The organism is Alkalihalobacillus sp. CinArs1 (genome assembly GCF_947387515.1).
Lineage (GTDB): Bacteria > Bacillota > Bacilli > Bacillales > Guptibacillaceae > Guptibacillus.
Map to the genome: position 1 here is coordinate 909,178 of NZ_CANDOB010000001.1, position 24,264 is coordinate 933,441.

The following is a 24,264-nucleotide window of genomic DNA, read 5'->3' on the forward strand; positions in this document are numbered from 1 at the left end:
AACGGGAAAGAGCCTATTAAGTTTATATGGGGAGGAACTATTATGAAGAGATTAGAAAATAAAACCGCTGTCGTAACAGGCGGCGCTACTGGAATTGGGAAAGCAACGGTAGAGCTTTTTGCCAAAGAAGGGGCAACAGTCCTGTTGGCAGATGTGAATACGGAAGAAATGGAAAAAACGGCAAAAGAAATAAATAGCGAAGGGACACAAGTCAGAACCTATCAAGTCGATGTTTCTGACGAAGATAGCGTCTCAGCTTTTGCAAATAAAGTGAAAGAAGAATTTGGTGCGATCGACGTGCTCTTCAATAACGCTGGTGTGGATCAGGAAGGTGGCAAGGTACACGAATACCCAACTGAATTGTTCGACCGTATTATATCGGTGGATTTACGCGGTACGTTCCTAACAAGTAAATACTTAATTCCACTCATGCTCGATAAAGGCGGATCGATCATCAATACGTCTTCTATGTCAGGACGAGCAGCTGACCTCGATCGCTCTGGATACAATGCGGCAAAAGGCGGCATTACGAACTTCACAAAAGCAATGGCGATCGATTATGCGAGAGAGGGCATACGAGTCAACTCAATCTCACCTGGTACGATTGAAACCCCGCTCATCGATAAATTAGCTGGAACAAAGGAAGAAGAAATGGGTCAGAAATTCAGAGAAGCTAACAAATGGGTAACGCCTATGGGAAGATTGGGACGTCCTGAGGAAATGGCAAAGGTAGCTCTCTTCCTGGCTTCTGACGATAGCTCTTACGTTACTGGAGAAGACATCGCAGCTGATGGTGGCATCATGGCCTACACGTGGCCTGGTAAGATGCTGATCGATAATGAATGGAAAGAAGGAACCGAATAACAATAAAACCCCCGATTCATCACCAATGGAATCGGGGGTTTTATACTGTATCTTAAGCCCACCACATCTCAGTCGGCTGTTCTTCGATCAAAACAGATTGCAAGTTTCTCACAGCGCGCTGGAAACCTTCTTCGATCGACATGAGCGGGTCCTCATGTTCGATACTTACAACATGATCATATCCATAGGTGCGAAGTGCACTCATCATGTTCGACCACTCGCGGTTGCTATGGCCACATCCTACAGATCGGAACGTCCATGCCCGGGTCTTCACTTCACCATAAGGCTGCATGTCCGTTAAGCCATGCATGTTTACATTATCTTGGTCGATGTAAGTATCTTTTGCATGGAAATGGTGAATGGCATTTTCTTTACCAAGGATTTTAATCGCTGCAACAGGATCGATGCCCTGCCACCACATATGACTTGGGTCGAGGTTTGCTCCGACTGCGTCACACGTAAGCTCACGAAGCTTCAGCATCGTGTAAGGGGTGTGGACGAGAAAGCCACCGTGTAGCTCTAATCCGATTTTAACGTTATGATCCTTCGCAAATTGACCCCACTCTTTCCAATATGGAACGAGCTTCTCTTCCCACTGCCATGTCAATACATCTGAATATTCCGCTGGCCAAGGTGTAACTGGCCAATTGGGGAACTTCGCGTCTTCATGATCACCCGGTGTACCGGAGAATGTGTTAACGACTGGGACATTCATCAATGAAGCGAGCTTCACTGTTTTGACGAATGTTTCATGACACTCCTCAGCGAACGCCTTATCAGGAGAGATAGGGTTTCCATGGCAGCTGAACGCACTGATTTCAAGCCCTCTCTCTTCTACTTTTTCAAGGTATGCAGCACGCTTTTCTTCGCTCTCTAGCAGTTCATCAAGGTTACAATGGGCATTGCCTGGATAACCACCCGTGCCGATTTCAACCGCTTTTAGTCCAGAGGCTTTGGCGTGATCAAGCATCTCTTCAAATGATTTATCAGAAAAAAGAACAGTAAATACGCCGAGTTTCATGGTCTCACTCCTATTTTTAAAATAATTTATAGACGAACGCTTCTCCCTGTTTCACAGCTTTCATAAATGGCTTCGATCACTTGTGAAACGGCTCTTGCTTCTTCCGCTTTCACGATCGGTTCTTCTAATCCAAGACAGCTATTCACAAAGTTTGCCGCTTGAGGTAAGCCTGGATCGTCCTCACCTGGCACCCACTGGCTGCTACTGTTCAGAAGCATGCCGTACTTCGCTTTGTTCAATTCGAAAGGAAAAACATCGAGTCCTCCCTCACTTCCTGAAATGCTGACGGTCTCTTTATCCTCCGCAATGTTCGCTGACCAGGACGTTTCGAACAAGAGAGAAATGTTGTTATCGAATTTGATATAAGCCGTGACGTGATCATCAACATTGAACGTTTCATGGTCGAATCCGCCCCACAGGTTCACTTGCTCAGGAGTTTTACTTAATCGGTTGTACGTGGTGCCTGTCACCTCGACTGGCTTCGGGTTGCCCATTAGCCACATGCTGAGATCAAGGAAGTGACAGCCGTAGTCGATCAAGCTTCCTCCACCTTGAAGCTGCTTGTTTGTGAACACTCCCCAGCCAGGTACTTTTCGGCGGCGAAGGGCTTGTACTCTCGCTACCATCGGATCACCGATTTCTCTTTCGACGATCACTTGACGAGCGGCGCGCGGCTCCTTCATAAAGCGATAGTGATAACCGATCGAAAGCACTTTTCCTGACGCTTTTTCCGCTTCGATCATTCGATCACATTCTTCAACGGTCATCGCCATCGGCTTTTCACATAATACGTGTACGCCTGCCTGCAGCGCTTGTATCGCGAGGTCCGCATGGAATTTATTCGGTGTACAAATCGTTACCGCATCCACTTCTTTCAGCATTTCAGCAACTTCTTCATAGACATTCGGTATGTTGAATAAAAGTGAAACTTCTTTTGCTCTTTCAGTGTTAACATCATACACACCAAACAACTCTACTTGTTCAGAGAGTTGTTGGTATGCTGGAATATGGCGACCTTGAGCAATTCCGCCAGATCCTATGATCCCCATTCGTAATTTACTCACGTGATCACCTCAGGTTAATGATTTTCTTTGTTTCGTTTGATTCGAGTGCTGCTAGTACGACTTGAAGTGATTTCATCCCTTCATCTCCGCTTACTGGGCTTTCCTTATCTGAAACGATGCTATCAACAAAGCGATCGATAACCTGTGAACTTGTTTGTCCACCACTCTCGTTCGTCTGGATACCGCCGAGCTCGTATTTTACAACATCACCTGTTTGGTACTGAACGACGAGTGAGTTAACTGGATCATCTTCTAAACGAAGAATCGCCTTTTCTGCATAGATGATCGTGGAATTATCTTCACTCGCTGTGTACGCCCAGCTCGCAGCAAGCGTACCGACAATTCCGCTTTCAGACTTTAAGATACAAACTGCGTTATCATCGACCGTCGCAAAATCCTTTGCACTCGTTTCGACGAACGAGCCTACCTCTACGATTTCTTCGCCTAGCACATAGCGAATAAGATCTGTTTTATGAACACCTAGATCTCCCATTGCTCCAATAAATGCTTTTTCTTTTTCGAAGAACCAGCTTTCCTTACCGTCAACGCTCCATCCCTCAGGTCCTGGATGTCCAAATGCTGTTCTGAAACTATACACCTTTCCGAGTTCACCGCTTGCTAGTAGCTCCTTCGCTTTTGAATGAGACGGGACGAATCGCTGGTTATGAGCGATCATAAGCTGCTTTCCGTGTTCACGTGCCGTCTCGATCATGAGCTCAGCATCTTCTTTCGATGTCGCCATCGGTTTTTCGCAAAGAACATGCTTCCCTGCTTTTAGCGCAGCAATGGAAATCGGGGCATGTAAGTAGTTTGGCGTACAAACACTGATTGCGTCGATTTCTTCAATTTGTAAAACATCCTCAACATTCTCGTATGATGTCGCACCATATAGAGAAGCGATTTCATCAGCTCTAGATTTAACGATGTCACACACCGCAACGATCTGAACGTTCTTGTTCGCTGCGTATTCTGGTAAATGACGATGCTTCGCAATACTTCCACACCCAATAACACCAATTTTTAATGTTTTCATGGTTTCTCCTCCTCGATCTCCCTCTTATTTTGCTGAAATGGTTTCGAGCGGCTTTGCATTTCCATAGACTGGTTTCGAACGTTTCGTAGGAGCTGCCCATGCCACCGCATTTTGAATCACGCGCTGTATTTCCTCGTTATAATACGTTGGATATGTTTCATGTCCTGGTCTAAAGTAAAAGATTTTCCCTTGTCCACGCTTATATGTACAGCCACTTCTAAATACTTCGCCGCCTTCGAACCAGCTTAGAAAAACAAGCTCGTCAGGTGCTGGAATATCAAAGTGCTCTCCATACATCTCTTCTTTCTCTAACTCGATCTTCTCACCGATCCCTTCAGCGATCGGATGAGAAGGATCGACTACCCAAATCCGTTCTTTTTCATCTGCTTCACGCCACTTTAAATCACAACCTGTGCCCATCAGCTTCTTAAATATTTTTGAGAAGTGTGCAGAGTGGAGCACGATTAACCCCATCCCATCTAGCACACGATTGTGAATTCGCTCAACGACTTCATCTGATACTTCCTCATGTGCGATATGTCCCCACCAGAGTAAAACGTCTGTTTCGTTTAGAACCTCTTCAGATAATCCATGTTCCGGCTCATCGAGCGTTGCAGTCCGAACGCGATGGTCGCCTTTTAGAAAGTCAGAGATCGCACCGTGAATCCCGTGCGGATATACGCTTCTTACTTCCTCGTTTTGTTGCTCATGACGATTTTCGTTCCATACTGTTACATTAAGCATCTCTTCCACTTCCTTTTCTCTATTCTTTTACAGATCCTGATGTTAGACCAGATACGATTCTTCTCTGGAAAATAAGTACCATGATGACGAGTGGAACAGTAACGACAACTGTTGCAGCTGAGATTTCTCCCCAAGGAATCGTAAATTGTCCCTGGAAGAGTGCGATTCCAACTGGTACCGTTTTAAACTTATCCGCCGTGTTGATGGTTAGGGCGAATAAGAACTCGTTCCATGCTGCGATAAAAACTAGAATCGCTGTCGTGAAGATCCCAGGCACTGCAAGAGGCATGATAACCTTCCAATAGGTCTGCCATAGTGATGCGCCGTCGATTCTAGCAGCTTCCTCTAGATCGAATGGAATCTTCCTAAAGAAGGTTACGAGAATCCAAATCGATAGTGGGAGCGTGATCGTCGTATATGGAATGATCAATCCAAGATAGCTATTCGTAAGACCTAGATTCTTCAAGAAAATATAGATCGGTGAAATGGTTGCAATCTGCGGGAACATCGATACGGATAGCACAACACCGAGGATGATCGGCTTCCCGCGAAAGTTTAAGCGTGCGATCGCATATGCTGCGAACGATGCCACAAGTACGGTATACACGGTTGTGATCCCCGCTACAACGAAACTGTTCCATAGATAGCGCATGAATGGATAGTCTACGAAAACGGATACATAGTTTTGCAGAGTCGGATTAGATGTAAATGGAGAAAAGGCTTTTTCCCCGAATAGCTCTGACAATGGTTTAATCGAACTCGCAAGCATCCATAAGAATGGAAACATGACGACAAATACAAATAACACTAGAAAAACGTAAAATAATGGTCCCGCTTTCTTATTCATTTTACTTGGCCTCCTTCTCGATTTCACTCATTATTTTCCAGAACCGTCCTTGATTAATTCAGATCCAAGTAATTTAATGAAGATAGCGGAAATGATCGCAACACAGAGGAAGACGATAACGGAAAGTGCTGAACCTTCACCAAAGTTGGTTTGTGAGAACATCACCTTGTAAGCTAGAATCGATATCGTTTCAGTTGAGTTTGCTGGACCTCCACCAGTCAATACGTAGATCAAGTCGAACACTCGGAACGCATCAAGTGTACGGAATAAAAGGGCTACAAGAATGCTAGTTTTCAAAAGTGGTAGCGTTACGGTTAAGAACTGTTTCCACTTGTTCGCTCCATCGATCGACGCCGCTTCGTAAAGAGAAGATGGGATCGTTTGGAGCCCAGCAAGAATAAGTAGGGCCATGTACGGCGTTGTTTTCCAAACATCTGCAAAGATAACGGAGAACATCGCGCCCGTATCAGTCGTCAAAAGGACAGTCATCTTTTCTACTAGGCCGACGTCAGCAAATAGCTTTGCAACGATACCATTCTGACCATCATATAAGAACTTCCACATAAGAGCGGCTACGGCGGTTGGCACTGCCCATGGGATCAAGATACTCGCACGGATAAGTCCTCTACCGATAAATGCTTTATTGATCAATAATGCGATTGCGAGTCCAAGAATCAGTTCAGCTAAGACGGAAATGAACGTAAATACACCGGTGTTCCAAAGCGCTTTCCACATTCGACTGTCACTGAAATTATCTTTGTAATGTTTGAAGCCGATAAAGTTCGGTTCAACGACAATATCGTTGAGTGAAGAAGAGAGGCCTACGATTTTATCGCCTTGCTCAAGCTCTCCTGCTCCATTGATCGCTTTTAACTCCGAATTGATATCTTTCACTGAAGTTACTAAGTCTTCAGCAACACCTTCTTCGATTTCAACATACTTCATATCTTCCGGAATGTTTTCAAAGTTATCGAGCTTCTCGTTGATTAAATCATAGTTTTCAGCAGCTTTTGGCTTCTCTTGGATACGACCATCCAATTCTTCAAGCGTCGCTTTGATTTCACCAAGATCACCTGCTGCATTGCCTTTATTGATTTCTGAATCGATCGCCCCGATTAAGAACGGGTAGTTCTGTAAATAGCGGTCCATATCGAGCTGGTAATCCAGGTGAACGGAAGATTTCGTCGGATCGTTCAACCTGAGGTCAAATAAGCTAAAATAAAAGGATTGAATAACTGGCCAAATCGAGATTGCTAGAATTAAAAGCAATGCAGGCGCGACAAGTAAATAGCCTACTTTTGCATCACTTTTCTTCTTTTTCGTCTTCTTATCAACTTTAATAGGCTTATGAGGATCAATATCCGTTTGTGGCATGCCGCCGCTCCTCCCTTATGAAAGACATTAGCCTTCACACATATGAAGGCTAATGTTCATTTAGATTTACTTGACTAGCTTTTCTTTCATCTCTTTCTCCATCGCAGCTGCAGCTTCTTCTGGAGTTAATTCACCAGAGATCGCTTTCGATACGTTGATCTGGATGATTTCAGAGATTTCAGGATAGTTTGGAGCTACCGGACGAGACACTGCACCTTCAAGTGCGTTCTGGAATCCTTCTTCACCAAAGAATGGGTTAGCTTCAATAATTTCTTCGTCTTCAAATAATGCTGGAAGTGTTGGAGCATGAGAACCTTCGATCGCATCGATCTTCTGTCCTTCTGGACCAGTCATGAACTTTAAGAACTCCCAAGCTTCTTGAGGGTGCTCAGAGTAGTTATTGATCGCAGCCATCCAGCCGCCAAGTGCAGCTGCTGAACCAGCATCGCCTTCTGGAAGTGGTGCTACTTCTACGTTTCCAACGATTTTAGATTGCTCTTCATCGTTAGCTAGTGAATATTGGTAAGGCCAGTTACGGATAAATGGTGCTTGTCCTTCGATAAAAGCAGTATGAGATTCTGGCTCTGTAAACGTTGTGATGTTATCTGGAACGAAATCAGCATTTGCAATTTCAACCATCTTGCTTAGACCTTTAATCGCTTCAGGTGAGTTGATCGCTACTTCACCATTCTCATCGATGAACTCTCCACCGTAAGATGCAACAAACTCAACTGCGTTTGTAACAAGTCCTTCATATTGCTTCGCTTGCATTAAGTAACCAAACTGTGTTCCATCTTGGCCTTTTAGCTCAGATGCTTGTGCCATAAGGTCATCCCACGTTTTTGGCGCTTCAGAAGCTAGGTCAGAACGATAGAAAAGCATACCAGCATCGATAAATTTAGGCATCGCCCACTGCTTCCCGTTAAACGTAGCAGCTGACACTGGTCCTTGGTTATAATCTTCCATGTTGATTCCGTCTTTTTGAATGAAACGGTCAAGAGGTAGTACGTATCCAGCTTGAGCAAATTCAGCAGGCCAGATAACATCGATATCGAACACATCGATTTCAGATGATTCAGCGTTAAGCATCGTTACATATGCATCGTGCTGTGCACCTGTGTCTGTTGGCATTTCACGGAACTCGACTTTAATGTTAGGATTTTGCTTCATGAATTCTTCAACCATAACATCGGTTGCACCCGTCGCATCCTTACCTCGTGCATAGACGATCGTTACTTGTTCTTCATCTGTCTTCGCTTCTTCATCATTTGAATTAGAGTTACTGTTGCTTGAAGTAGAATTAGATCCACAAGCGGATAACACAAGAATAAAGGCCATTACAATGATCAACAGCTTACTGTTCTTCAAAAAACGCATGATAGAAATTCCTCCTTTTAATTGTTGAAATCGTTTTCAAAAATAATTGTAATCGATTTCAAAAAAGTGTGTCTTAAGTTGTCTTTCTTTTGACAAGTGAGATCGGTAGTTCAATCACCGATTGTTGCGTACGTTCGATCACACCATTCAAACAGTCGATAAATACAGACATCGTTCGTGAACCAATCTCTTCTCCTGGTTGATGGATCGTTGTGAGCTCAGGTTCTATCAAACTAGCGATAGGCTGATCATCAAACCCTAAAATTGCAAGTTCTTCTGGGACCTTAAGTCCGTGGCGCTTTGCTTCTTTCAAAACTCCTGAAGCAACTTCATCTCCACCTGTAAAGATCGCTGTTGGACGATTCTTTAGGTTTATGATTTTTTTTAGCACCTTTTTGCCATCTTCCATTGTATATGTATCATGGAATACCCATTCTTGGTTGAGTGGAAGTGCAGCTTCTGCAATGGCACGCTCAAATCCTTTACGGCGATCATTTGAAAGACCGCTTTTAGAACCGTGGCAAAATGCAATTTTCTTATAACCTCTCTCAATCAGATGACGAGTGCCTAAATAACTTCCATAGGCTTGATCAAGACGAACGATCGGAACGGTTGCATCCCGGTGATACTCATTACATAGAATGATTGGACCAGATTCAGTGTATGGTTCGATCTTACTCCAATCATTTTCGATCGAAGTGAAGATTACCCCATCTACCTGCTTTGTCTTTAATAACGTAAGAAAGTCCAATTCCTTCTTCTTGCTAGACTGTGTTTGGCAAATGAGCAGTTGAAATCCTTTTTCCTCTGCAACCTTTTCGATCCCATCAAGGATCGTTGTGAAAAATGGATTCGTTAGTCTCGGTATCAGTACAGCTACTAGATTCGTCTTCCTATTCCTTAAGTTTCTTGCTGAGGTATTAGGAAAATAACCTAATTCTTGCATCGCTTCATGTACAAGCCTTCGCTTCTCTTCCGATACGTGAGGATAGTTATTTATGACGCGAGATACTGTCGCACTCGAAAGTCCAGTTTGTTTGGCGACATCTGAAATTGTAGCCATCAATTAACCTCCCCAGAAAGCTCAATAGCCTCCCCCCGTTTTTTGTAATCGATTACATGGAATCGATTGCATTCATTGTACCCCATCTTTTTTACTCCTTCAAGACTATTTTTAGAAAATTTTCACGATTATTCACTCTTTATTTCAACTTTTCTTAAATAACGGTAGCTTCGAGACACACTTTCGATCGGATCTAACTGACACTCGTCCTGTTCGACGACCCACCACTGTACGCCGCTAGCTGGACCCACTTCAAGAACCTTTTCAATCTCAATATTTCCCGTTCCTAAAATAACCGTGTCTTCATTCGCGTCATCCGAACGATCCTTCAGATGAACGACCGGCGTTCGTCCCTTGTATGTTTGTAACCATTCGATCGGATCGTGCCCTGCTCTTTGCAGCCAGTAAATATCGAACTCTGCTTGAATCGTGCTATCGCTATCTAGAATCATGGCGAGTGGTGAGTTCTTCATGTCTTTCTCAAGTTCAAAATCATGATGATGGTAGGAGATCGACATACCATGCTCGGCACATTTTCCTGCCGCTTCTTTTAATACGTCAACAACGTGTTGATAGCTCTCTTCATTTCTCATTTCAGAAGGGAGCCATGGACAAACGATTCGCGTATTTCCGAGCTTCATTTGCTCATAAATCACCTGTTCAAGATCCTGTTCGATGCGTTCGAACGGAACATGGTGACCGACCACATCTAAACCAAGCTCATCCAGCTTTTCCTTTACTTCTTCCGGTCGTTTTCCGTATAGTCCAGCGAGTTCAACACCTTCGTAGCCGATTCCAGCTACCCGTTCGAGAGTCTTGAAGAAATCTTTTTCACATTCATTTCTTAGCGTGTAAAGCTGCACGCCAATGCCAATTTCATTTAACATTATAAACCTCCTTAAAAGATAAATTTCTCTCGTGTCCATCATTCGAGATGTGGTCTTTATATCCTCTTTTAAAATAAAAAAGTCCTTCCATTTATCATGGAAGGATGGAATTCAAGGTCCAATTAAGGACAATCTTCAATCGTTACTGCCTTTCCTCCACCAACGGACGGTGTGAAAGGTGCTGTTTCAAACACGATATTACTGTTTTCATCATACAGTGTGATTTTGATCGTTCCTTCTGCACCCTCAGTTAAGATAACCTCGTAGGTAAATACGCCATCTAACCCATTCGGCCCCATTGGTGTAGCCGTTCCTACGCCACATACTGTAAGAATCGAATTTTCCATCGCGCAAACTACACTTGTGAAGATATCTGCTTCAAAGTTAAAACCAAACATTGACCCTCCACTAGGAGGAACACGGAATTGAAAAACGCTCTGATCGATCGAACAGCTTGGGCAAATACTGATTCTTCCGTTCACATTTCTTCGTGTATCAGAAGGTACAAGAAAGTCCACTCTGTTATTCGCGAACGTTTCTGGCGTACCTGATTGGCCAGCTGTAATGGTTCCTCTGCACATGCACTCAACAGGCGGTTGAGGAGGAATTGGCGGTACGTTTTGCTTGATGATTCCTGCAAGCTTTCGACAATCCCATACTTGTATCGTCTGACCTGTAAACGATTTGAACTTCGCACAGCATGTTTTTGGATCGAGTTTAATAAACCTTAAGTTTGCTACTTTCAATCCATTCTTTTTTACTAGCGTAAAAAGCTGCTCTTCCTTGTCGTCAAATAGACAATCCTTTTTACTTAATTTGCGTAAAACACTACACACACAACCTTCACAATCGCAAGAAGTGTGCTTTTTCTTATGATCCATCGTTATCCTCCTCTCCTTTATTCACCATTTAGCTGAACTCTCATACTGCTAATTCCATGAAGCTTTCGGCAATCAAAGATATAAACATTTCCATCCATATCCACAAACGTTGCACAGCATGTTTTCTCATCAAGATTTTTAAACATGAGTCCACCGATATTCAATGTAGGATCACCAAATAATATCGTGAAAAACTGAGTCCCTTTTTTGCATAGGTCGTGCTCGTTATCCGTACAGTCTCTTAGGATTGAACATACACATCCGTCGCACTTGCCTTTCTTGTCTTTCGATTTTGAGTTACACCCACAGTCCATCTTGACCCTCCTTTACCCCTAAAAGTGTTATCACTCCATCTTACTCTTAAAAATTCGAATTGCTTGGACTAGTCACTAGACAACCTTAGGGATTTTTCAGCTCAATAAAAAAAGCCTCCGCAAACTTAATTGCGAAGACTTTAGATATCGTGTTAACAATTCTCCGGCGTACCAGCGTTCGTCGCTGTTTTAAACGAAGAACCGCAGCCGCATGATGCGATCGCATTCGGGTTTTCGATTGTGAACCCGCCGCCCATCATGTTTTGTTTATAGTCGATCTGCACACCGTTTAAGATCGGTGCGCTTTCGTTATCCATAATAATCGTGACGCCATGTTGTGGTTCGAGCGCTTGATCATCGTCGTTCATTTCTGTGTCGAAGCCCATTCCATAGCTTAGGCCAGTACAGCCTCCACCTTTCACACCGACGCGCAGGTAAAGGGTGTCACCTTCTTCTTGCTTCATCATTTCTTTTACCTGTGCTGCTGCAGCTTCAGATAAATGGATCATACGTATCCCTCCATTTCACCATAATGCTACTTCTAGTATACCGCGCTTAGTCTTTTAGCTCAACAATCCGACCTTATCGGGCAGATACACTCATTTCTTCAGAACGCTGTTTATATTTTATCTGCAATATTAGATTATGCTTTTCATCAAGCTTTTGACTGTACTCTAGAACTTTTGGATGGTTCAAGCCCATTGCTACTGCGGTTTGCATCATTTTCGTTCGTAGAGATTCAATTTCGTCATTGTATTGCTGGATTTCAATACCGTCCAATGCCTGCGTCCCCTCTCTATAAGTACCTCCTTCCATTCTACATGAATATCCTTTTATTAACAAACATACTTAAATTTGTTAAGAGGCATAATACGTTCCCGTAGCAATCGTCGTCGCTGGTCCTGTCATCATCACATGGTCATCTTCTTTCCATGTGATCTCGAGGTCTCCGCCGGCTAAATGAACCGTGACAGGCGTCCCTTTTTCGGTATGTCCATTCAACACACCGGCTACAACAGCTGCACAAGCTCCTGTTCCACAAGCTTGAGTGATGCCAGATCCTCTTTCCCATACGCGAAAGTGAAATTCAGATTTTGAAATCACTTCAACGAACTCGACGTTGATGCTTTCAGGAAATAGCTCATGATTTGTGAAATATGGCCCAGCTGTGGTTAAAGGAGCTTCATGAATAGTGTCTACAAACATCACCATGTGTGGGTTGCCCATCGAAACGCCTGTCATGGTAAAAGGTGTGCCGTCATAGTGAACAGTTTCCTCGATCACTTCATCTTCTGGATTTCCTACCATCGGAAGGCTCCCTTTCGTCCATTTAGGAATCCCCATGTTGATCGTGACAGACTCTACTTCTCCATTTTTTTCATGCACAACAGCTTGAACAATGCCACCTAGCGTTTCAATTTTAAATGATGTGTCTTTAACGATGTGATGCTCGTATGCGTACTTTGCTAAGCAACGCAGTCCATTTCCACAGTTTTTTCCTTCTGACCCGTCTTTGTTAAAGATTCTCATCTTAACATCCGCTTTTTTTGAAGGACAGATCAAGATCATGCCGTCTGAACCGATGCCAGTATGAACGTCTGACACATCGATCGCATACTGCGACAGCCGCTCTTCGTCTAAGTGTTGTTTAAACAGATCAATGTAAATGTAGTTGTTTCCTAATCCGTGCATTTTTGTATACGTAATTTCAGGCAATGATTTCACTCTTTCTATATCTTAATTGCTTTTTCGAACAGCTTGAGTTGTCCAAAAATAGTCATCATCTATTTTTACAATATGAACCTTACCATTGCAGCAAGGCATAACCAATCGAGTTTTAATCTCTTGTAATCCCTGTTCAAAGTCTCTTTCGGTCATAGGAGTCAATACATTTTCACTATGACAAAAAGGGCATTCATTCACATAAACGTCGCCCATCATCCTGTCATATGGCAGTGTATGGTTAAAGCTCGTCATGCGTGCTCGCCTCCCCATGTCAGTTATTGAAACAAGTATACAACAAAAACTGCAAAATACAATCATCCCGCACTAAAAGAAAAAAAGCCTCTATAAAAGAGGCTTCAAATTAAAAGATAAGCATACCAGCGATCGCTGCGTTAAGAAGGTTTGCAAGCGTACCTGCAAGGATCGCACGCATACCGAATTTAGCAATTTCCGGACGACGTTTAGGAGCAAGTCCACCAAGTCCGCCTAGCAAGATCGCTAGAGATGAGAAGTTTGCGAATCCACATAGTGCGAAACTGATGATTGCAACTGACTTATCTGAAAGGCTTCCGGTACCAATTTCTGGTCCGAAAGAAGAGAATGCTACGAATTCGTTAAGAATAAGTTTTTGTCCAATGTAGTTACCAGCCTGTACAGCATCTTGCCAAGGTACACCGATTACGAACGCTAGAGGAGAGAATACGTACCCTAGAATTTGTTCGATCGTAATGTCACCAGCTCCGAACCAGCCACCGATTCCACCGATAAGTCCGTTAAGAAGTGCGATCAAAGCGATGAAAGAAAGTAGCATCGCACCAACGTTAAGCGCAAGCTTTAGACCGTCTGATGCACCATGTGCAGCTGCATCGATAACGTTTACATGATCTTCGTTTCTTTCCATCTTGATCTTATCAGCTGTTTCTGATTTTTCCGTTTCAGGCATGATTAGCTTTGCCATCAATAGACCTGCAGGCGCTGCCATGAAGCTTGCTGCAAGTAAGTATTCCAATGGTACACCTAGTAGTGAGTACCCGATAAGCACAGAGCCGGCTACTGATGCAAGACCACCAGTCATAACAGCGAATAGCTCTGACTTTGTCATTTTATCTAAATATGGTTTTACAACCAACGGTGCTTCTGTTTGTCCAACGAAAATATTCGCTGTAGCAGATAGTGACTCTGCTTTACTCGTACCAAGTGCCCAAGAAATCGCTCCACCTAGTAGACGAATAATCCACTGCATGATTCCAAGATAGTAAAGAACTGAAATCAAAGAAGAGAAGAAGATAATGATCGTTAGTACTTGGAAAGCAAAAATAAATCCAACTTGCTCATTACCAATCAAACCACCGAATAGGAACGTGATTCCATCATTCGCATAGTTAATAATATCTTGTACACGAAGCGATAGCCATTTCAGACCAGCTTTACCAGCTTCCCACTTAAGAACTACAAATGCGAATGCTATTTGAATCGCAAGTGCACCGAACACAGTGCGTAGGTTAATCGCTTTACGATTCGTTGAAAAGATTAACGCGATAGCGAATAGAACAGCCATACCGCCTAAACCCCATAATATTTGCATGTCTTACACCCCTTAATTAATATTCGTACCAGTCATAAGCTTAGCGTACCCAATTCATTCCTATAAGAAAGCATATATAAATCAAAAGTTTGGATACAGCGCTTACAAACGTTTTTTGAAAAATTCGACATTTTTCGCAAAAGCCGCAAAAGAAAAAGCCTGTTCTCTCTCTATCAGACTTCTTTTGACCTTTGTCATTATAACACATATCGTTTTTATGAAAAGGATTTATTTTTATAATTCTAGAGCAGAAAGTATTTTATCCAAAAGTTGATCTGCATCCGTTGAACTCACCAAAACCCCGTCTACAATAGCAAAAGATTCTTCAAAGCAGTTCCCACAATACCCAAGACACCCGTAGTCTACAAGCTCAACATTTCCATAACTTTCTAGCGCTTTCCAAACTTTCTTATTGTTTCTTAAGTTCCCTTTGCAAAACTCGATCGTATGCAAACGTAAATATCCCCCTTACAATCGTTTTCAGAATTCATATTGTAGAAAAGTGGCAGTTTCGCTATACTTTTAACTGTCGAAGCAGATCGAAAAACAAACTCTATCTAACATTATAACGCGTGTATCATCTTACTTCCTTCATTTCCTTATCATTTTATTACTTAAAATTACTAATTTGGATGCAGCGTTATTGAATATGTCTTATAAAGGGGAAATTTCTAATGAAAAGGCTAGTGCTTTTAGGTGGAGGATATGGCGGCATGCGTATACTCCAAAAATTATTTGCTCAAGATGTACCGAAAGATGTAACGATAACGCTAGTAGACCGTAATCCATACCATAGTTTAAAAACAGAATACTACGCGCTTGCTGCTGGGACAGCAAGTGATCATCATATTCGCGTTCAATTTCCGAAGCACCCAAACCTTGAAGTCAAGTATGGGGAAGTTACAGGGATCGATCTAGAAGAAAATGTTGTTTCGCTAAAAGACGATGAACCGTTACCGTACGATTCTCTTGTAATCGGTTTAGGATGTGAAGATAAGTACCACAATGTACCAGGTGCGAAAGAACATACGATGAGTATTCAAACGATCGATGCTTCTCGAAGAGCGTACGAGGTCTTGAATAACCTTGGTGCGAGATCTGTCGTTGGGATCGTAGGCGGGGGACTAAGTGGCGTTGAACTTGCTAGTGAACTGCATGAAAGCCGCCCTGATCTCGAAATCAAACTGTTTGACCGTGGGAAAACGATACTTTCCGCATTTCCTGATCGTCTTGGAAACTATGTACAATCGTGGTTTGAAGAAAGAGATGTTACCGTCGTAAGTGAATCGAACATTACACAGGTCGAACCGAATACCCTTTATAATCACGGAGACCCAGTCCACTGTGATGCAATCGTGTGGACTGCTGGAATTCAGCCGAACAAATTAGTTCGTGATCTTGATGTAGAGAAAGACGCTCAGGGCCGCATCGCCCTCGATTCACATCACAAAATACCAGGTCATACAAACGCATTCGTTGTAGGAGACTGCGCGAGTCTTCCATTCTCTCCAAGTGCTCAACTAGCTGAAGAGCAAGCGGAACAAATCGCCCTCGTCCTTCAGAAAGAATGGAAGCAAGAATCATTGCCTTCTTTACCAGCGATCAAAGTTAAAGGAACTCTCGGTTCACTTGGGAGCAAGCATGGTTTTGGGGTCATGGCAAACAGACCTTTAACAGGAAGAGTACCTCGCCTTCTTAAATCAGGTATTTTATGGATGTACAAAAATCATAATGGATAAAAAAAGGTCAGTGGGATTCCCCACTGACCTTTTTACTTTACGCTGTCGCACGCTTATCAAGTACTGCATATAGATCTTTTAAACGAGGGTTACCTTCTGAAACAATTTGATGTTGGTAAACGACCACAGGATAGAAAAGATCTTCTTCGATCACTTTTGATGCAAAAGCAGCTTCTGCGCCCTCAAGTTCACCGAATATATCGATATAGCGTACTAAAATATCTCGTTCCGGGTATTTACGGGATAACGCGGCTTGTAACCAATCCGCCGTTTCTTCTGAAGATGGGAGGTTGACACAGCTTGCACAACGTTCACCTGCTCCATACACTAGCACTTCTTCCATGATGCAAAACGCCCTTTCTATACCATCTGTTGCTTTTATTGTACCTCAATCTCTATAGAACGAAAAGAAGCATTCGCCTTTTTTTAATTAGTTATTGCTTGTCGTCTATTTGCATGATAAATTTATAGTGATAATAATTATCATTCCGCGATAGCACATAGATTTTTTCGCTAATCATTAGTATAATGAAAGTATGAAGGGAGTCGATGAATATGCACGAACAGGTCCAGGATGTACTTAACAAATTGCGTCCATTCCTCCTACGTGATGGTGGAGACGTAGAACTGGTAGACATCGAAGAAGGCGTGGTAAAGGTACGTTTGATGGGAGCGTGCGGCAGCTGCCCTAGTTCCACAATCACTCTAAAAGCAGGAATCGAGCGCGCACTTCTTGAAGAAGTCCCAGGCGTGACTGAACTTGAACAGGTATTTTAATAACCGACAAAATTCATTCCCTCCAACATTTGGAGGGAATTTTTCATAACATCAACCATTCGATTTGTCTCATCGTATTGCCCCGCTCACCGATCAGCTCACTGAATACCCCTTTGAACAAATACTCTCGCTCTCCTTCACGGTCTACATAGTTTTGTAGCATGTGGGTAATCTCTTGTTTTTCTTTAAGGTTTTCTTCACTATAATAACGTTCGATCGCCTCTACATACGTGATCGGAAATAACAAACGCGCATACAACAAGTTCCATTCCATCGCACTCATCGATCTTCTTTGATGATACTCCAAAATAAATGATCTCACTTCATCATATCCCGCTCTCTCATCAAACAGCTTATATCGTGTCCATTCAGCAAGATCTCTCGCAGGATGATCGAGTATGAATTCTGATGGCAATAGAAAGTCAGTACCTCCGATGTTTTGAGCATTAAATCGTCTGAAAACCAATGTTCTTACATCGAATGGATTCACGCCAGCATCGATTGTCGCGTCGACAAGATACTGTATCGCATTTTCAGCAAGCCCCAGATAATAAGGAAACGTCTCGATGAACAACGTGTCAAACTCCCCTAACGGTTGCTCTTGCTTCATCAACGTAAATCGATAAGCCTCTAACTGATCGATTCGTCGTTGCCACCTAAGCTGCCATGGTTGAACTTCTGGAAGCTCACTATAGTTATTTAGTAAATTCCCACCTTTTCGATGAAGGAGTGCTAAACGATGACCATCGGATTCTCTGATCGTGCGTGTTTTCCACGGCAGCTGATAGAGCGTAACTGCTTCGTTCCCAATCGTCTCGATGTACCTCCCCCTTTTTGTAGAGATAGGTAGTAGTGTTGGCTCATTTTGCTGATTAAAATATTGTGAGATAAGGACGTACCAGGGGAAATCCTCTTCTCTTTCTGTTTCTGCACGTTTTAGGATACATTCACCCAATTCTGTGGTCTGCAGTACGTATCCACCGTTCACTCGATATACATGATTGACCACGATTCCGTACTGGTGAAATAGCTCTCGCTCTAGCATCTTCGCCCTCCACGTTGCGTCATATATATGTAAGATATGCCCGACCGCCCAATTTGTGTATGAATTATGGGTGCTAACAATTGTCATATTTCACAACTTCTAACCATATACTAATAAAACTAACCAAACAACAATACCAATTTACTATAAAGTTAGGTGGGACAAGAATGGGCGAAAAACCTGTAGATGCTGTAGAGAAAGCTGCTCGATCGAAGTTAAAAGAACGAGGAGTAGAATTAGAGGATATCGCAGAACTAGTGTATTACCTGCAAGTAAAATATCACCCTAACCTAAAGATGGATGAATGTAGAACAAACGTTGATCGCGTACTATCGAAGAGAGAAGTACAAAACGCAGTCCTTACGGGCATCCAGCTCGATGAGCTCGCTGAAAAGAATATGCTCGATCAGCCTCTTCAAGATATATTGATGAAAGACGAAGGATTGTACGGAGTCGACGAGATTATTGCGCTATCGATCGTAAACGTATACGGATCGATCGGTTTTACCAACTATGGATATATCGATAAATTAAAGCCCGGAATTCTCGAGAAATTAAACGATAAGTCATCAGGAAGTTGTCACACGTACCTCGATGATATCGTAGGTGCAATTGCCGCTGCCGCTTCAAGCCGTCTTGCCCATCGTTCAACAGAGTCTAACTAAACAATGCCCTAGGCGATCGCCTGGGGCATTTTCAGCTATACTTCCCACTCTTCTAGTGAGTTTGCGGTATAAATCGGTGCTTTTTCTACACTTTCTAAATGCTGTTTCGTTGTAACACCCGTGTGGACAAGTAATGTATCCATCCCTGCCTGAATACCTGCCATAATATCTGTTCTATAGTTATCCCCAACCATTAGCGTTTCATCTTTGTCCGTTCCAAGCTGTTTGAGCGCTTGCTCCATAATCACTGGTTCCGGCTTACCGATAAAAATTGGCTCTACTTCTGTAGACACAGTAATAACTGCTGTTAAGGAGCCATTGCCTGGAAGCAATCCTCTTTCTGTCGGTATTGCGATATCACCGTTCGTCGAGATAAATGTTGCACCGTTACGAACTGCGATACATGCCTTCGCTAATTTTTCATATGTAATCTCCCTGTCGATTCCGACCACTACATAATCTGGGTTCTCGTCCTGTAGAGTTAGGCCTTCATCCGTTAAGGCATCACGAATTCCCTCTTCGCCAATCACATACACGGAAGCACCTTTCTTTTCATTAGAAATATAGCTTGCCGTCGCCATGCTCGTGGTAAATACATGCTCTTTTGTACAAGGGACGCCAAAGTTTACAAGCTTCTCTGCTACTTGTTCTTTTCGTTTTGAAGAATTGTTCGTCACAAACAAGTATGGAATTCCTGCTACTTCTAGCCTTTTCACAAAATCTACAGCTTCTTGTATCTTTTCAGTGCCACGATACATCGTACCGTCCAAATCAATCAAATATCCTTTATACTTTTTCATAATGTCTACCTCCACTTATCTAAAAACCGCTTTCACAATGAAAGCGGTTAGCATTTTTTATGAATCTTCAGGCATAAAAGCTGAAACAGCACCAAGTTCTTCATTCAAATATCTTCTCACTTGTTCTGGAAATAATTCTAGCACACGTAAGTTGTTCGTTAAGTTCGTAAAGAGAGCGTCATGGTCTATATTGGTGAATTCCTGCATAAGCGACTTTCTCTTTGCAACGACTTGCTTTAACGCATCACTGCTCGTAGCTGGAATCACTTTTTCATCAGTAAGAATTTCAATGATATCCTCATAGCTTCCTGGATCCCTCATGATGAACCCATCGATAATCGTATTTCCAACATCGATGATGCTTTCGATAAATACATGGTGAAGTCTTTCTAACGCTACTTTTTCTAGAGGGGTTTGGAAAGAATTTTCCTTTAGAAGCGTTAGGTTATTTTCAAGAAAGATAAGCTGTTCTTCGATTTTCTTACGATCTACAAAATACATTCATATCCCCTACCTTCGACGAGAACTGAATATAGTTTATCATAATCTCGAATGAGATATCAGTTAATCGGGAATTTGAGAATGCCTCAGAGTCTGGTATGATAAGGATAAAAACTGATAAAGTTAAGAGAGGGTGTAGAATATGTTAGAAGATGATCAGTTCATTTATGATGAAAAGGAAAGCACGGAATCAAGGTTCATTTGTTTTATGGGACATAATCATCGGTTTGACTTGTGTATCGTGAAATCAGATCGATTTTATGGAAAGTCCCTCGTATTAGATATTCAAGGTGGAAAATTTGCGATCGTTGGACAAGATGATCTCGATGAACCAGGATACTTAGAACATGCCTATACGCTTAATGAAGAAGATGCAGAAGAACTTCGCGAATTTCTTCGTGGCGCACTCGTTTAATAAATAATTTCATTATGAATACACTACCTGATGAAGGTGGTGTTTTTTCATGTTTTACGATGATGATGAAACGTATACAGATTTTGCAAATGTTGAAAAAGGTAGAAACTATGTCCTTCCAGAGGATACGCCTGAAGGTCCTTATGGGTCTCCGGTGAATAAAAAGCTTGGTAAAACGACTCCCTGGAAAGAAGGGCAACGCTCATACAGTGCGTTTAACTACGAAAACAAGAACCTTCACCAAGGGCTTCCTCGTCAAGATCCTGCATCACATCCTCCGCACGATGATCCGGATCGTGAATCTGAAAAACCTTATAAAGCATAATAAAACCCTCCACCTCTGGAGGGTTATGCTTCTTGATATTGCTTTTTGGTTTTCTCTTTCTTCTGCTTCTTTAATACAAAATAAGGGCAGCCAAAATTGCAATATTCATATAGATAGTCAAGAACCGTGCTGAACTTTGTATCGAATGTGGCTTTCTGGTTGCGATCTTCAAAAAATCCCTTCAACCTTAATTGACCATATCCCCAGTCACCAACGATGTAATCATATTTATCGAGGATTTCGCTGTAACGATTTTGAAACGCTTCCTCGTTCCAGCCCTCCCGTTCTTCTTTTACCAACTCATAGGAGTGTTGATTAACTTTTATCATGTTACTTCCCTCACTTTGATATGGCTCGTTAAGATAATCATACCTTTTTTATTCCAAATGTCCAAGTATTGCTAGGAAAAAAGATCTTACAATCGGTGATGATAACAGTATGGAGGTGAATCTTTTGAAAAAGCAAACCCTGCTTATCGTTCCGCTTTTGTTTGGCCTAGCTGCTTGCCAAGGGGAGCAGGCAACAGACCCGTTCGACCATGCGGACTTATCACCGGTTAAAACCGACCCTGATGAATACGGAATGAACCATGCGAATACACAGGAAAAAGCAAGAAAAGGCTCATTTGGTTATGTGCGTCATTCTAGAAACACAAACAACATGAACTCAGCAAAAAAACCATCAAATGTTGTTTACCTTGATCGCGATCGTTTGGCTGAGATGATCAGTTCTATGGCGGTCGAGCTGCCTTACGTACATGACACTGCTGTTCTTGTAACCGATGAAGAAGTTCTGATCGGGTATAAAACGACAACTAAAAATCGTGACGCTACTGCTGACCAAGTTAAGAAAACAGCTCTTTCCGTAATCCCTAGGTATTACCATGTGTACGTTTCTGATATGGAAGGAATCATCCCAGAGATCGAACGCTATCAAAACGGATCGGCTGCAAATGGTCAAATGGACAAGAGCATCGATCAGACGATCGCTCAGATGAAAAAAGCGCCACAAGGGAAAAAAGTAAATGATGGAGAGAACGAAAACGGTGAGATGGTCGGTGAATCGAACGACGAATTGAACGACATGAGTGGAAAAGAAATGAAGAGTGAATAAAAGATCGGCCCTCATTCAGGGCCGATTTCTTAATTATTTTGTAGCTTCTTTTGCAGCATTAACCTGTTCATCAGCATGGTAAGAAGAACGTACCATCGGACCTGATTCACAGTGTTTGAATCCTTTTTCAAGAGCGATGTCTTTCAATTCCAAGAATTCCTGAGGGGTCCAGTACTTCATTACTTTCAGGTGCTTCTTTGAAGGTTGTAAGTACTGCCCTAATGTCACGATATCAACGTCATGAGCACGAAGATCATCAAGCGTTTGAATAATTTCTTCCTTCGTTTCTCCAAGACCTAGCATGATGCTTGATTTCGTTGGAATGTTTGGATTCATTTCTTTCGCACGTTGTAAAAACTCAAGTGTACGGCGGTATTTTGCTCTAGCACGGACTCTTGGAGTCAGTCTTTCAACCGTTTCAATATTATGGTTCATAATATCAGGTTTTGCATCCATCAATGTTTTCAGAGCTTCAAATTGACCGCCCATATCGGATGGAAGCACTTCGATTGAACAGAAAGGGTTCTTTCTTCTGATGGCAAGTACGGTTTCTGCGAAAACAGCAGCCCCACCATCTTTTAAATCATCTCTCGCAACTGCTGTGATAACGACGTGTTTAAGACCCATCATCTGCACGGAATCCGCCACTCGCTCTGGTTCTGCCCAATCAAGCTCAGTTGGTAATCCTGTCTTAACCGCACAGAAACGGCAAGCTCGCGTACACACATCTCCAAGAATCATAAATGTTGCTGTTTTTCTCTCAGCCCAGCACTCATGGATGTTAGGACAACGCGCTTCTTCACAGACGGTATGTAAGTTCTTCTCACGCATCATCTTCTTAAGACCCTTGTAGTTTTCATTCGTATTTAATTTTATTTTTAGCCATTCCGGTTTCCGTAGATGTTCTTCTTTTTTCGTCATAATTGTGTCCCCCTAAAACTGCTTTTCTGTATTAAAGAATAACATACGTATGGTGAATTTTTCTAGGAAAAGTCTGAATCTAATGACGAATGTCCCAGCCTTCTCTTCCATTATTTAGACATAATGATTTACCACTGTAAAACCACACTATACATAACGACAACATAATGAAAGGAGAAGAATCGTGAGAAAATACAGCTTTCTTATCCTTATACTTTTTTTCCTATTCCCTGCGAATCTCTCTGCTAATGAGCAAAATGAAGACGAGTTAAGAAAGACACGAATGATGCTGTTTAATAAAATGGAAACTGTTACGCAACTTCCATGGTACGTCTTTGCTGGAATAGATCAATACGAAAGAAGCATAAGAAGATCTCGAAATGATATTCCTAGAGAAACCGGGTCGATCGCCATCAACATTTCACCAGAGAAATGGGCTGGAGCTACTAACCCAAATAAAGATGACTCATCCCCAGAAGCGATCTCTTTCTTTGGAGGGATCGGTTTAGATGGAAATGAAGATGGCAAAGCAACACGAACAGATGATGAAGACTTGCTCTTTACGATAGGCTCGTTTCTACAACAGTATGGGACGGATATGGAAGATATTCGTATTGGTTTGTGGGACTACTATCAGCGAGATCAAGCCGTTAGAACAATCACAAGCAACAGCTTAGTTTATAAAACGTTCAATACGTTGAAGCTCGAGAAACATGCCTTTCCAGTACCGTTAACTGCGAATTACAGCTATCGCAGTACGTGGGGTGATCGTCGAGGCTGGGGAGGACTTCGCATTCATGAAGGAACCGATATCTTTGCTTCGTACGGTGTTCCTGTTAAAGCAACAAGCTATGGAACAGTTGAAACAAAAGGTTGGAACCGCTATGGAGGTTGGAGAATCGGAATTCGAGACATAAACGGAAATTACCACTACTATGCGCATTTGAATGGCTTTGAAAAAGGGATCGACAAAGGAAGTGTCGTACAGCCAGGGGAAATAATCGGTTATGTAGGTAGTTCTGGTTATGGACCAAAAGGCACTGCTGGTAAGTTCCCTCCTCACCTTCACTATGGCATCTATAAAGATAATGGTAGAACCGAATGGTCCTACGACCCTTATCCATCATTACGGTTGTGGGAAAGACAAGAGCGATCATACAAAAAGAAGAACTAACGCCACAACG

The 24,264-nt window shown here is 42.5% G+C and carries 31 protein-coding genes; 8 read left to right on the forward strand and 23 right to left on the reverse strand.

What is annotated here, in order from left to right:
• Positions 1-42 precede the first annotated feature (42 nt).
• Entirely contained in the window at positions 43-864 is an 822-nt protein-coding gene (locus PFZ69_RS04745; RefSeq protein WP_270179862.1) for an SDR family oxidoreductase, read from the forward strand.
• Between the two features lie 52 nt (positions 865-916).
• Here the strand turns inward: PFZ69_RS04745 and PFZ69_RS04750 are convergent, their stop codons facing one another.
• The 17 genes from PFZ69_RS04750 to PFZ69_RS04830 all read right to left on the reverse strand — a co-directional run bounded on the left by PFZ69_RS04750 (position 917) and on the right by PFZ69_RS04830 (position 15,232).
• On the reverse strand, positions 917-1,885 hold the full coding sequence (locus PFZ69_RS04750; protein ID WP_270179863.1) for a sugar phosphate isomerase/epimerase family protein: 969 nt from the start codon (positions 1,883-1,885) through the stop codon (positions 917-919).
• A 26-nt stretch (positions 1,886-1,911) separates the two neighbouring features.
• Positions 1,912-2,949 carry a Gfo/Idh/MocA family protein gene (locus PFZ69_RS04755; RefSeq protein ID WP_270179864.1) on the reverse strand — a complete coding sequence of 346 codons (1,038 nt, stop codon included), beginning with the start codon at positions 2,947-2,949 and terminating at the stop codon, positions 1,912-1,914.
• A 4-nt stretch (positions 2,950-2,953) separates the two neighbouring features.
• Complete coding sequence (locus PFZ69_RS04760) at positions 2,954-3,982, reverse strand: Gfo/Idh/MocA family protein (RefSeq protein WP_270179865.1); 1,029 nt, start codon at positions 3,980-3,982, stop codon at positions 2,954-2,956.
• A gap of 24 nt (positions 3,983-4,006) precedes the next feature.
• Positions 4,007-4,726, reverse strand: a complete 720-nt coding sequence (locus tag PFZ69_RS04765) for a ThuA domain-containing protein (RefSeq protein ID WP_270179866.1) — start codon at positions 4,724-4,726, stop codon at positions 4,007-4,009.
• Between the two features lie 19 nt (positions 4,727-4,745).
• Positions 4,746-5,573, reverse strand: a complete 828-nt coding sequence (locus tag PFZ69_RS04770; RefSeq protein WP_270179867.1) for a carbohydrate ABC transporter permease — start codon at positions 5,571-5,573, stop codon at positions 4,746-4,748.
• A gap of 30 nt (positions 5,574-5,603) precedes the next feature.
• A complete protein-coding gene (locus PFZ69_RS04775) occupies positions 5,604-6,947 on the reverse strand; it encodes a carbohydrate ABC transporter permease (protein ID WP_270179868.1) in 1,344 nt (447 codons plus the stop codon).
• A 66-nt stretch (positions 6,948-7,013) separates the two neighbouring features.
• The gene (locus PFZ69_RS04780) at positions 7,014-8,324 is read right to left on the reverse strand and encodes an ABC transporter substrate-binding protein (protein WP_270179869.1); all 1,311 of its coding nucleotides are present in this window, start codon (positions 8,322-8,324) and stop codon (positions 7,014-7,016) included.
• Between the two features lie 73 nt (positions 8,325-8,397).
• Positions 8,398-9,387, reverse strand: a complete 990-nt coding sequence (locus PFZ69_RS04785) for a LacI family DNA-binding transcriptional regulator (protein ID WP_270179870.1) — start codon at positions 9,385-9,387, stop codon at positions 8,398-8,400.
• Between the two features lie 128 nt (positions 9,388-9,515).
• Positions 9,516-10,274 carry a sugar phosphate isomerase/epimerase family protein gene (locus PFZ69_RS04790; protein WP_270179871.1) on the reverse strand — a complete coding sequence of 253 codons (759 nt, stop codon included), beginning with the start codon at positions 10,272-10,274 and terminating at the stop codon, positions 9,516-9,518.
• A gap of 122 nt (positions 10,275-10,396) precedes the next feature.
• Positions 10,397-11,155 (reverse strand): hypothetical protein, encoded by a 759-nt coding sequence (locus PFZ69_RS04795; RefSeq protein ID WP_270179872.1) that lies wholly within the window; start codon positions 11,153-11,155, stop codon positions 10,397-10,399.
• 17 nt (positions 11,156-11,172) lie between these two features.
• Entirely contained in the window at positions 11,173-11,469 is a 297-nt protein-coding gene (locus PFZ69_RS04800) for a hypothetical protein (RefSeq protein WP_270179873.1), read from the reverse strand.
• A gap of 152 nt (positions 11,470-11,621) precedes the next feature.
• Positions 11,622-11,978: a HesB/IscA family protein gene (locus PFZ69_RS04805; protein ID WP_270179874.1), complete on the reverse strand. Its 357-nt coding sequence runs from the start codon at positions 11,976-11,978 to the stop codon at positions 11,622-11,624.
• Positions 11,979-12,051: 73 nt separating this feature from the next.
• Positions 12,052-12,249: an aspartyl-phosphate phosphatase Spo0E family protein gene (locus PFZ69_RS04810; RefSeq protein ID WP_270179875.1), complete on the reverse strand. Its 198-nt coding sequence runs from the start codon at positions 12,247-12,249 to the stop codon at positions 12,052-12,054.
• A 78-nt stretch (positions 12,250-12,327) separates the two neighbouring features.
• The gene (dapF, locus tag PFZ69_RS04815; RefSeq protein WP_270179876.1) at positions 12,328-13,185 is read right to left on the reverse strand and encodes a diaminopimelate epimerase; all 858 of its coding nucleotides are present in this window, start codon (positions 13,183-13,185) and stop codon (positions 12,328-12,330) included.
• Positions 13,186-13,206: 21 nt separating this feature from the next.
• Positions 13,207-13,446, reverse strand: coding sequence for a hypothetical protein (locus tag PFZ69_RS04820; protein ID WP_270179877.1), 240 nt, complete (start codon positions 13,444-13,446; stop codon positions 13,207-13,209).
• Between the two features lie 109 nt (positions 13,447-13,555).
• Positions 13,556-14,779, reverse strand: a complete 1,224-nt coding sequence (locus PFZ69_RS04825) for a NupC/NupG family nucleoside CNT transporter (RefSeq protein ID WP_270179878.1) — start codon at positions 14,777-14,779, stop codon at positions 13,556-13,558.
• A gap of 234 nt (positions 14,780-15,013) precedes the next feature.
• Positions 15,014-15,232: a DUF1450 domain-containing protein gene (locus PFZ69_RS04830; RefSeq protein ID WP_270179879.1), complete on the reverse strand. Its 219-nt coding sequence runs from the start codon at positions 15,230-15,232 to the stop codon at positions 15,014-15,016.
• A 221-nt stretch (positions 15,233-15,453) separates the two neighbouring features.
• Here PFZ69_RS04830 and PFZ69_RS04835 point away from each other — a divergent pair, with 221 nt between their 5' ends.
• Positions 15,454-16,518: an NAD(P)/FAD-dependent oxidoreductase gene (locus PFZ69_RS04835; protein WP_270179880.1), complete on the forward strand. Its 1,065-nt coding sequence runs from the start codon at positions 15,454-15,456 to the stop codon at positions 16,516-16,518.
• Positions 16,519-16,555: 37 nt separating this feature from the next.
• Here the strand turns inward: PFZ69_RS04835 and PFZ69_RS04840 are convergent, their stop codons facing one another.
• On the reverse strand, positions 16,556-16,861 hold the full coding sequence (locus PFZ69_RS04840; protein WP_270179881.1) for a DUF1462 family protein: 306 nt from the start codon (positions 16,859-16,861) through the stop codon (positions 16,556-16,558).
• Between the two features lie 206 nt (positions 16,862-17,067).
• Here PFZ69_RS04840 and PFZ69_RS04845 point away from each other — a divergent pair, with 206 nt between their 5' ends.
• Positions 17,068-17,295 carry a NifU family protein gene (locus PFZ69_RS04845; protein ID WP_270179882.1) on the forward strand — a complete coding sequence of 76 codons (228 nt, stop codon included), beginning with the start codon at positions 17,068-17,070 and terminating at the stop codon, positions 17,293-17,295.
• A 43-nt stretch (positions 17,296-17,338) separates the two neighbouring features.
• On the opposite strand, the gene yutH is transcribed toward PFZ69_RS04845, so the two are convergent.
• Positions 17,339-18,340, reverse strand: a complete 1,002-nt coding sequence (gene yutH, locus PFZ69_RS04850; protein ID WP_270179883.1) for a spore coat putative kinase YutH — start codon at positions 18,338-18,340, stop codon at positions 17,339-17,341.
• A gap of 167 nt (positions 18,341-18,507) precedes the next feature.
• On the opposite strand from yutH, the gene PFZ69_RS04855 reads away from it, so the two are divergent.
• The gene (locus tag PFZ69_RS04855; protein ID WP_270179884.1) at positions 18,508-19,005 is read left to right on the forward strand and encodes a phosphatidylglycerophosphatase A family protein; all 498 of its coding nucleotides are present in this window, start codon (positions 18,508-18,510) and stop codon (positions 19,003-19,005) included.
• 35 nt (positions 19,006-19,040) lie between these two features.
• Here PFZ69_RS04855 and PFZ69_RS04860 read toward each other — a convergent pair whose 3' ends face one another.
• Together PFZ69_RS04860 and PFZ69_RS04865 are read right to left on the reverse strand one after the other, a co-directional pair.
• Positions 19,041-19,805 carry a TIGR01457 family HAD-type hydrolase gene (locus PFZ69_RS04860; RefSeq protein WP_270179885.1) on the reverse strand — a complete coding sequence of 255 codons (765 nt, stop codon included), beginning with the start codon at positions 19,803-19,805 and terminating at the stop codon, positions 19,041-19,043.
• A gap of 57 nt (positions 19,806-19,862) precedes the next feature.
• The gene (locus PFZ69_RS04865; RefSeq protein ID WP_270179886.1) at positions 19,863-20,306 is read right to left on the reverse strand and encodes a DUF86 domain-containing protein; all 444 of its coding nucleotides are present in this window, start codon (positions 20,304-20,306) and stop codon (positions 19,863-19,865) included.
• A gap of 142 nt (positions 20,307-20,448) precedes the next feature.
• On the opposite strand from PFZ69_RS04865, the gene PFZ69_RS04870 reads away from it, so the two are divergent.
• Both PFZ69_RS04870 and PFZ69_RS04875 read left to right on the forward strand, forming a co-directional pair.
• Positions 20,449-20,721: a DUF3055 domain-containing protein gene (locus PFZ69_RS04870; protein WP_270179887.1), complete on the forward strand. Its 273-nt coding sequence runs from the start codon at positions 20,449-20,451 to the stop codon at positions 20,719-20,721.
• Between the two features lie 49 nt (positions 20,722-20,770).
• A complete protein-coding gene (locus PFZ69_RS04875) occupies positions 20,771-21,046 on the forward strand; it encodes a hypothetical protein (protein ID WP_270179888.1) in 276 nt (91 codons plus the stop codon).
• Positions 21,047-21,069: 23 nt separating this feature from the next.
• Here PFZ69_RS04875 and PFZ69_RS04880 read toward each other — a convergent pair whose 3' ends face one another.
• On the reverse strand, positions 21,070-21,375 hold the full coding sequence (locus PFZ69_RS04880; protein WP_270179889.1) for a YutD family protein: 306 nt from the start codon (positions 21,373-21,375) through the stop codon (positions 21,070-21,072).
• 124 nt (positions 21,376-21,499) lie between these two features.
• Between PFZ69_RS04880 and PFZ69_RS04885 the strand changes: the two genes are divergently transcribed.
• Positions 21,500-22,159, forward strand: a complete 660-nt coding sequence (locus PFZ69_RS04885) for a YhcN/YlaJ family sporulation lipoprotein (protein WP_270179890.1) — start codon at positions 21,500-21,502, stop codon at positions 22,157-22,159.
• Positions 22,160-22,192: 33 nt separating this feature from the next.
• On the opposite strand, the gene lipA is transcribed toward PFZ69_RS04885, so the two are convergent.
• On the reverse strand, positions 22,193-23,080 hold the full coding sequence (gene lipA, locus PFZ69_RS04890) for a lipoyl synthase (RefSeq protein WP_270179891.1): 888 nt from the start codon (positions 23,078-23,080) through the stop codon (positions 22,193-22,195).
• Positions 23,081-23,261: 181 nt separating this feature from the next.
• Here lipA and PFZ69_RS04895 point away from each other — a divergent pair, with 181 nt between their 5' ends.
• Positions 23,262-24,254, forward strand: a complete 993-nt coding sequence (locus PFZ69_RS04895) for a M23 family metallopeptidase (protein ID WP_442865125.1) — start codon at positions 23,262-23,264, stop codon at positions 24,252-24,254.
• The last annotated feature ends 10 nt before the right edge of the window (positions 24,255-24,264 follow it).

Coding starts and splice junctions, on each gene's coding strand:
- PFZ69_RS04745 (WP_270179862.1), top strand. CDS start 43: ATGAAGAGATTAGAAAATAAAACCGCTGTCGTAACAGGCGGCGCTACT.
- PFZ69_RS04750 (WP_270179863.1), bottom strand. CDS start 1,885: ATGAAACTCGGCGTATTTACTGTTCTTTTTTCTGATAAATCATTTGAA.
- PFZ69_RS04760 (WP_270179865.1), bottom strand. CDS start 3,982: ATGAAAACATTAAAAATTGGTGTTATTGGGTGTGGAAGTATTGCGAAG.
- PFZ69_RS04765 (WP_270179866.1), bottom strand. CDS start 4,726: ATGCTTAATGTAACAGTATGGAACGAAAATCGTCATGAGCAACAAAAC.
- PFZ69_RS04770 (WP_270179867.1), bottom strand. CDS start 5,573: ATGAATAAGAAAGCGGGACCATTATTTTACGTTTTTCTAGTGTTATTT.
- PFZ69_RS04775 (WP_270179868.1), bottom strand. CDS start 6,947: ATGCCACAAACGGATATTGATCCTCATAAGCCTATTAAAGTTGATAAG.
- PFZ69_RS04780 (WP_270179869.1), bottom strand. CDS start 8,324: ATGCGTTTTTTGAAGAACAGTAAGCTGTTGATCATTGTAATGGCCTTT.
- PFZ69_RS04785 (WP_270179870.1), bottom strand. CDS start 9,387: ATGGCTACAATTTCAGATGTCGCCAAACAAACTGGACTTTCGAGTGCG.
- PFZ69_RS04790 (WP_270179871.1), bottom strand. CDS start 10,274: ATGTTAAATGAAATTGGCATTGGCGTGCAGCTTTACACGCTAAGAAAT.
- PFZ69_RS04795 (WP_270179872.1), bottom strand. CDS start 11,155: ATGGATCATAAGAAAAAGCACACTTCTTGCGATTGTGAAGGTTGTGTG.
- PFZ69_RS04800 (WP_270179873.1), bottom strand. CDS start 11,469: ATGGACTGTGGGTGTAACTCAAAATCGAAAGACAAGAAAGGCAAGTGC.
- PFZ69_RS04805 (WP_270179874.1), bottom strand. CDS start 11,978: ATGATCCATTTATCTGAAGCTGCAGCAGCACAGGTAAAAGAAATGATG.
- PFZ69_RS04820 (WP_270179877.1), bottom strand. CDS start 13,446: ATGACGAGCTTTAACCATACACTGCCATATGACAGGATGATGGGCGAC.
- PFZ69_RS04825 (WP_270179878.1), bottom strand. CDS start 14,779: ATGCAAATATTATGGGGTTTAGGCGGTATGGCTGTTCTATTCGCTATC.
- PFZ69_RS04835 (WP_270179880.1), top strand. CDS start 15,454: ATGAAAAGGCTAGTGCTTTTAGGTGGAGGATATGGCGGCATGCGTATA.
- PFZ69_RS04840 (WP_270179881.1), bottom strand. CDS start 16,861: ATGGAAGAAGTGCTAGTGTATGGAGCAGGTGAACGTTGTGCAAGCTGT.
- PFZ69_RS04845 (WP_270179882.1), top strand. CDS start 17,068: ATGAATATGCACGAACAGGTCCAGGATGTACTTAACAAATTGCGTCCA.
- yutH (WP_270179883.1), bottom strand. CDS start 18,340: ATGCTAGAGCGAGAGCTATTTCACCAGTACGGAATCGTGGTCAATCAT.
- PFZ69_RS04855 (WP_270179884.1), top strand. CDS start 18,508: ATGGGCGAAAAACCTGTAGATGCTGTAGAGAAAGCTGCTCGATCGAAG.
- PFZ69_RS04860 (WP_270179885.1), bottom strand. CDS start 19,805: ATGAAAAAGTATAAAGGATATTTGATTGATTTGGACGGTACGATGTAT.
- PFZ69_RS04865 (WP_270179886.1), bottom strand. CDS start 20,306: ATGTATTTTGTAGATCGTAAGAAAATCGAAGAACAGCTTATCTTTCTT.
- PFZ69_RS04870 (WP_270179887.1), top strand. CDS start 20,449: ATGTTAGAAGATGATCAGTTCATTTATGATGAAAAGGAAAGCACGGAA.
- PFZ69_RS04875 (WP_270179888.1), top strand. CDS start 20,771: ATGTTTTACGATGATGATGAAACGTATACAGATTTTGCAAATGTTGAA.
- PFZ69_RS04880 (WP_270179889.1), bottom strand. CDS start 21,375: ATGATAAAAGTTAATCAACACTCCTATGAGTTGGTAAAAGAAGAACGG.
- lipA (WP_270179891.1), bottom strand. CDS start 23,080: ATGACGAAAAAAGAAGAACATCTACGGAAACCGGAATGGCTAAAAATA.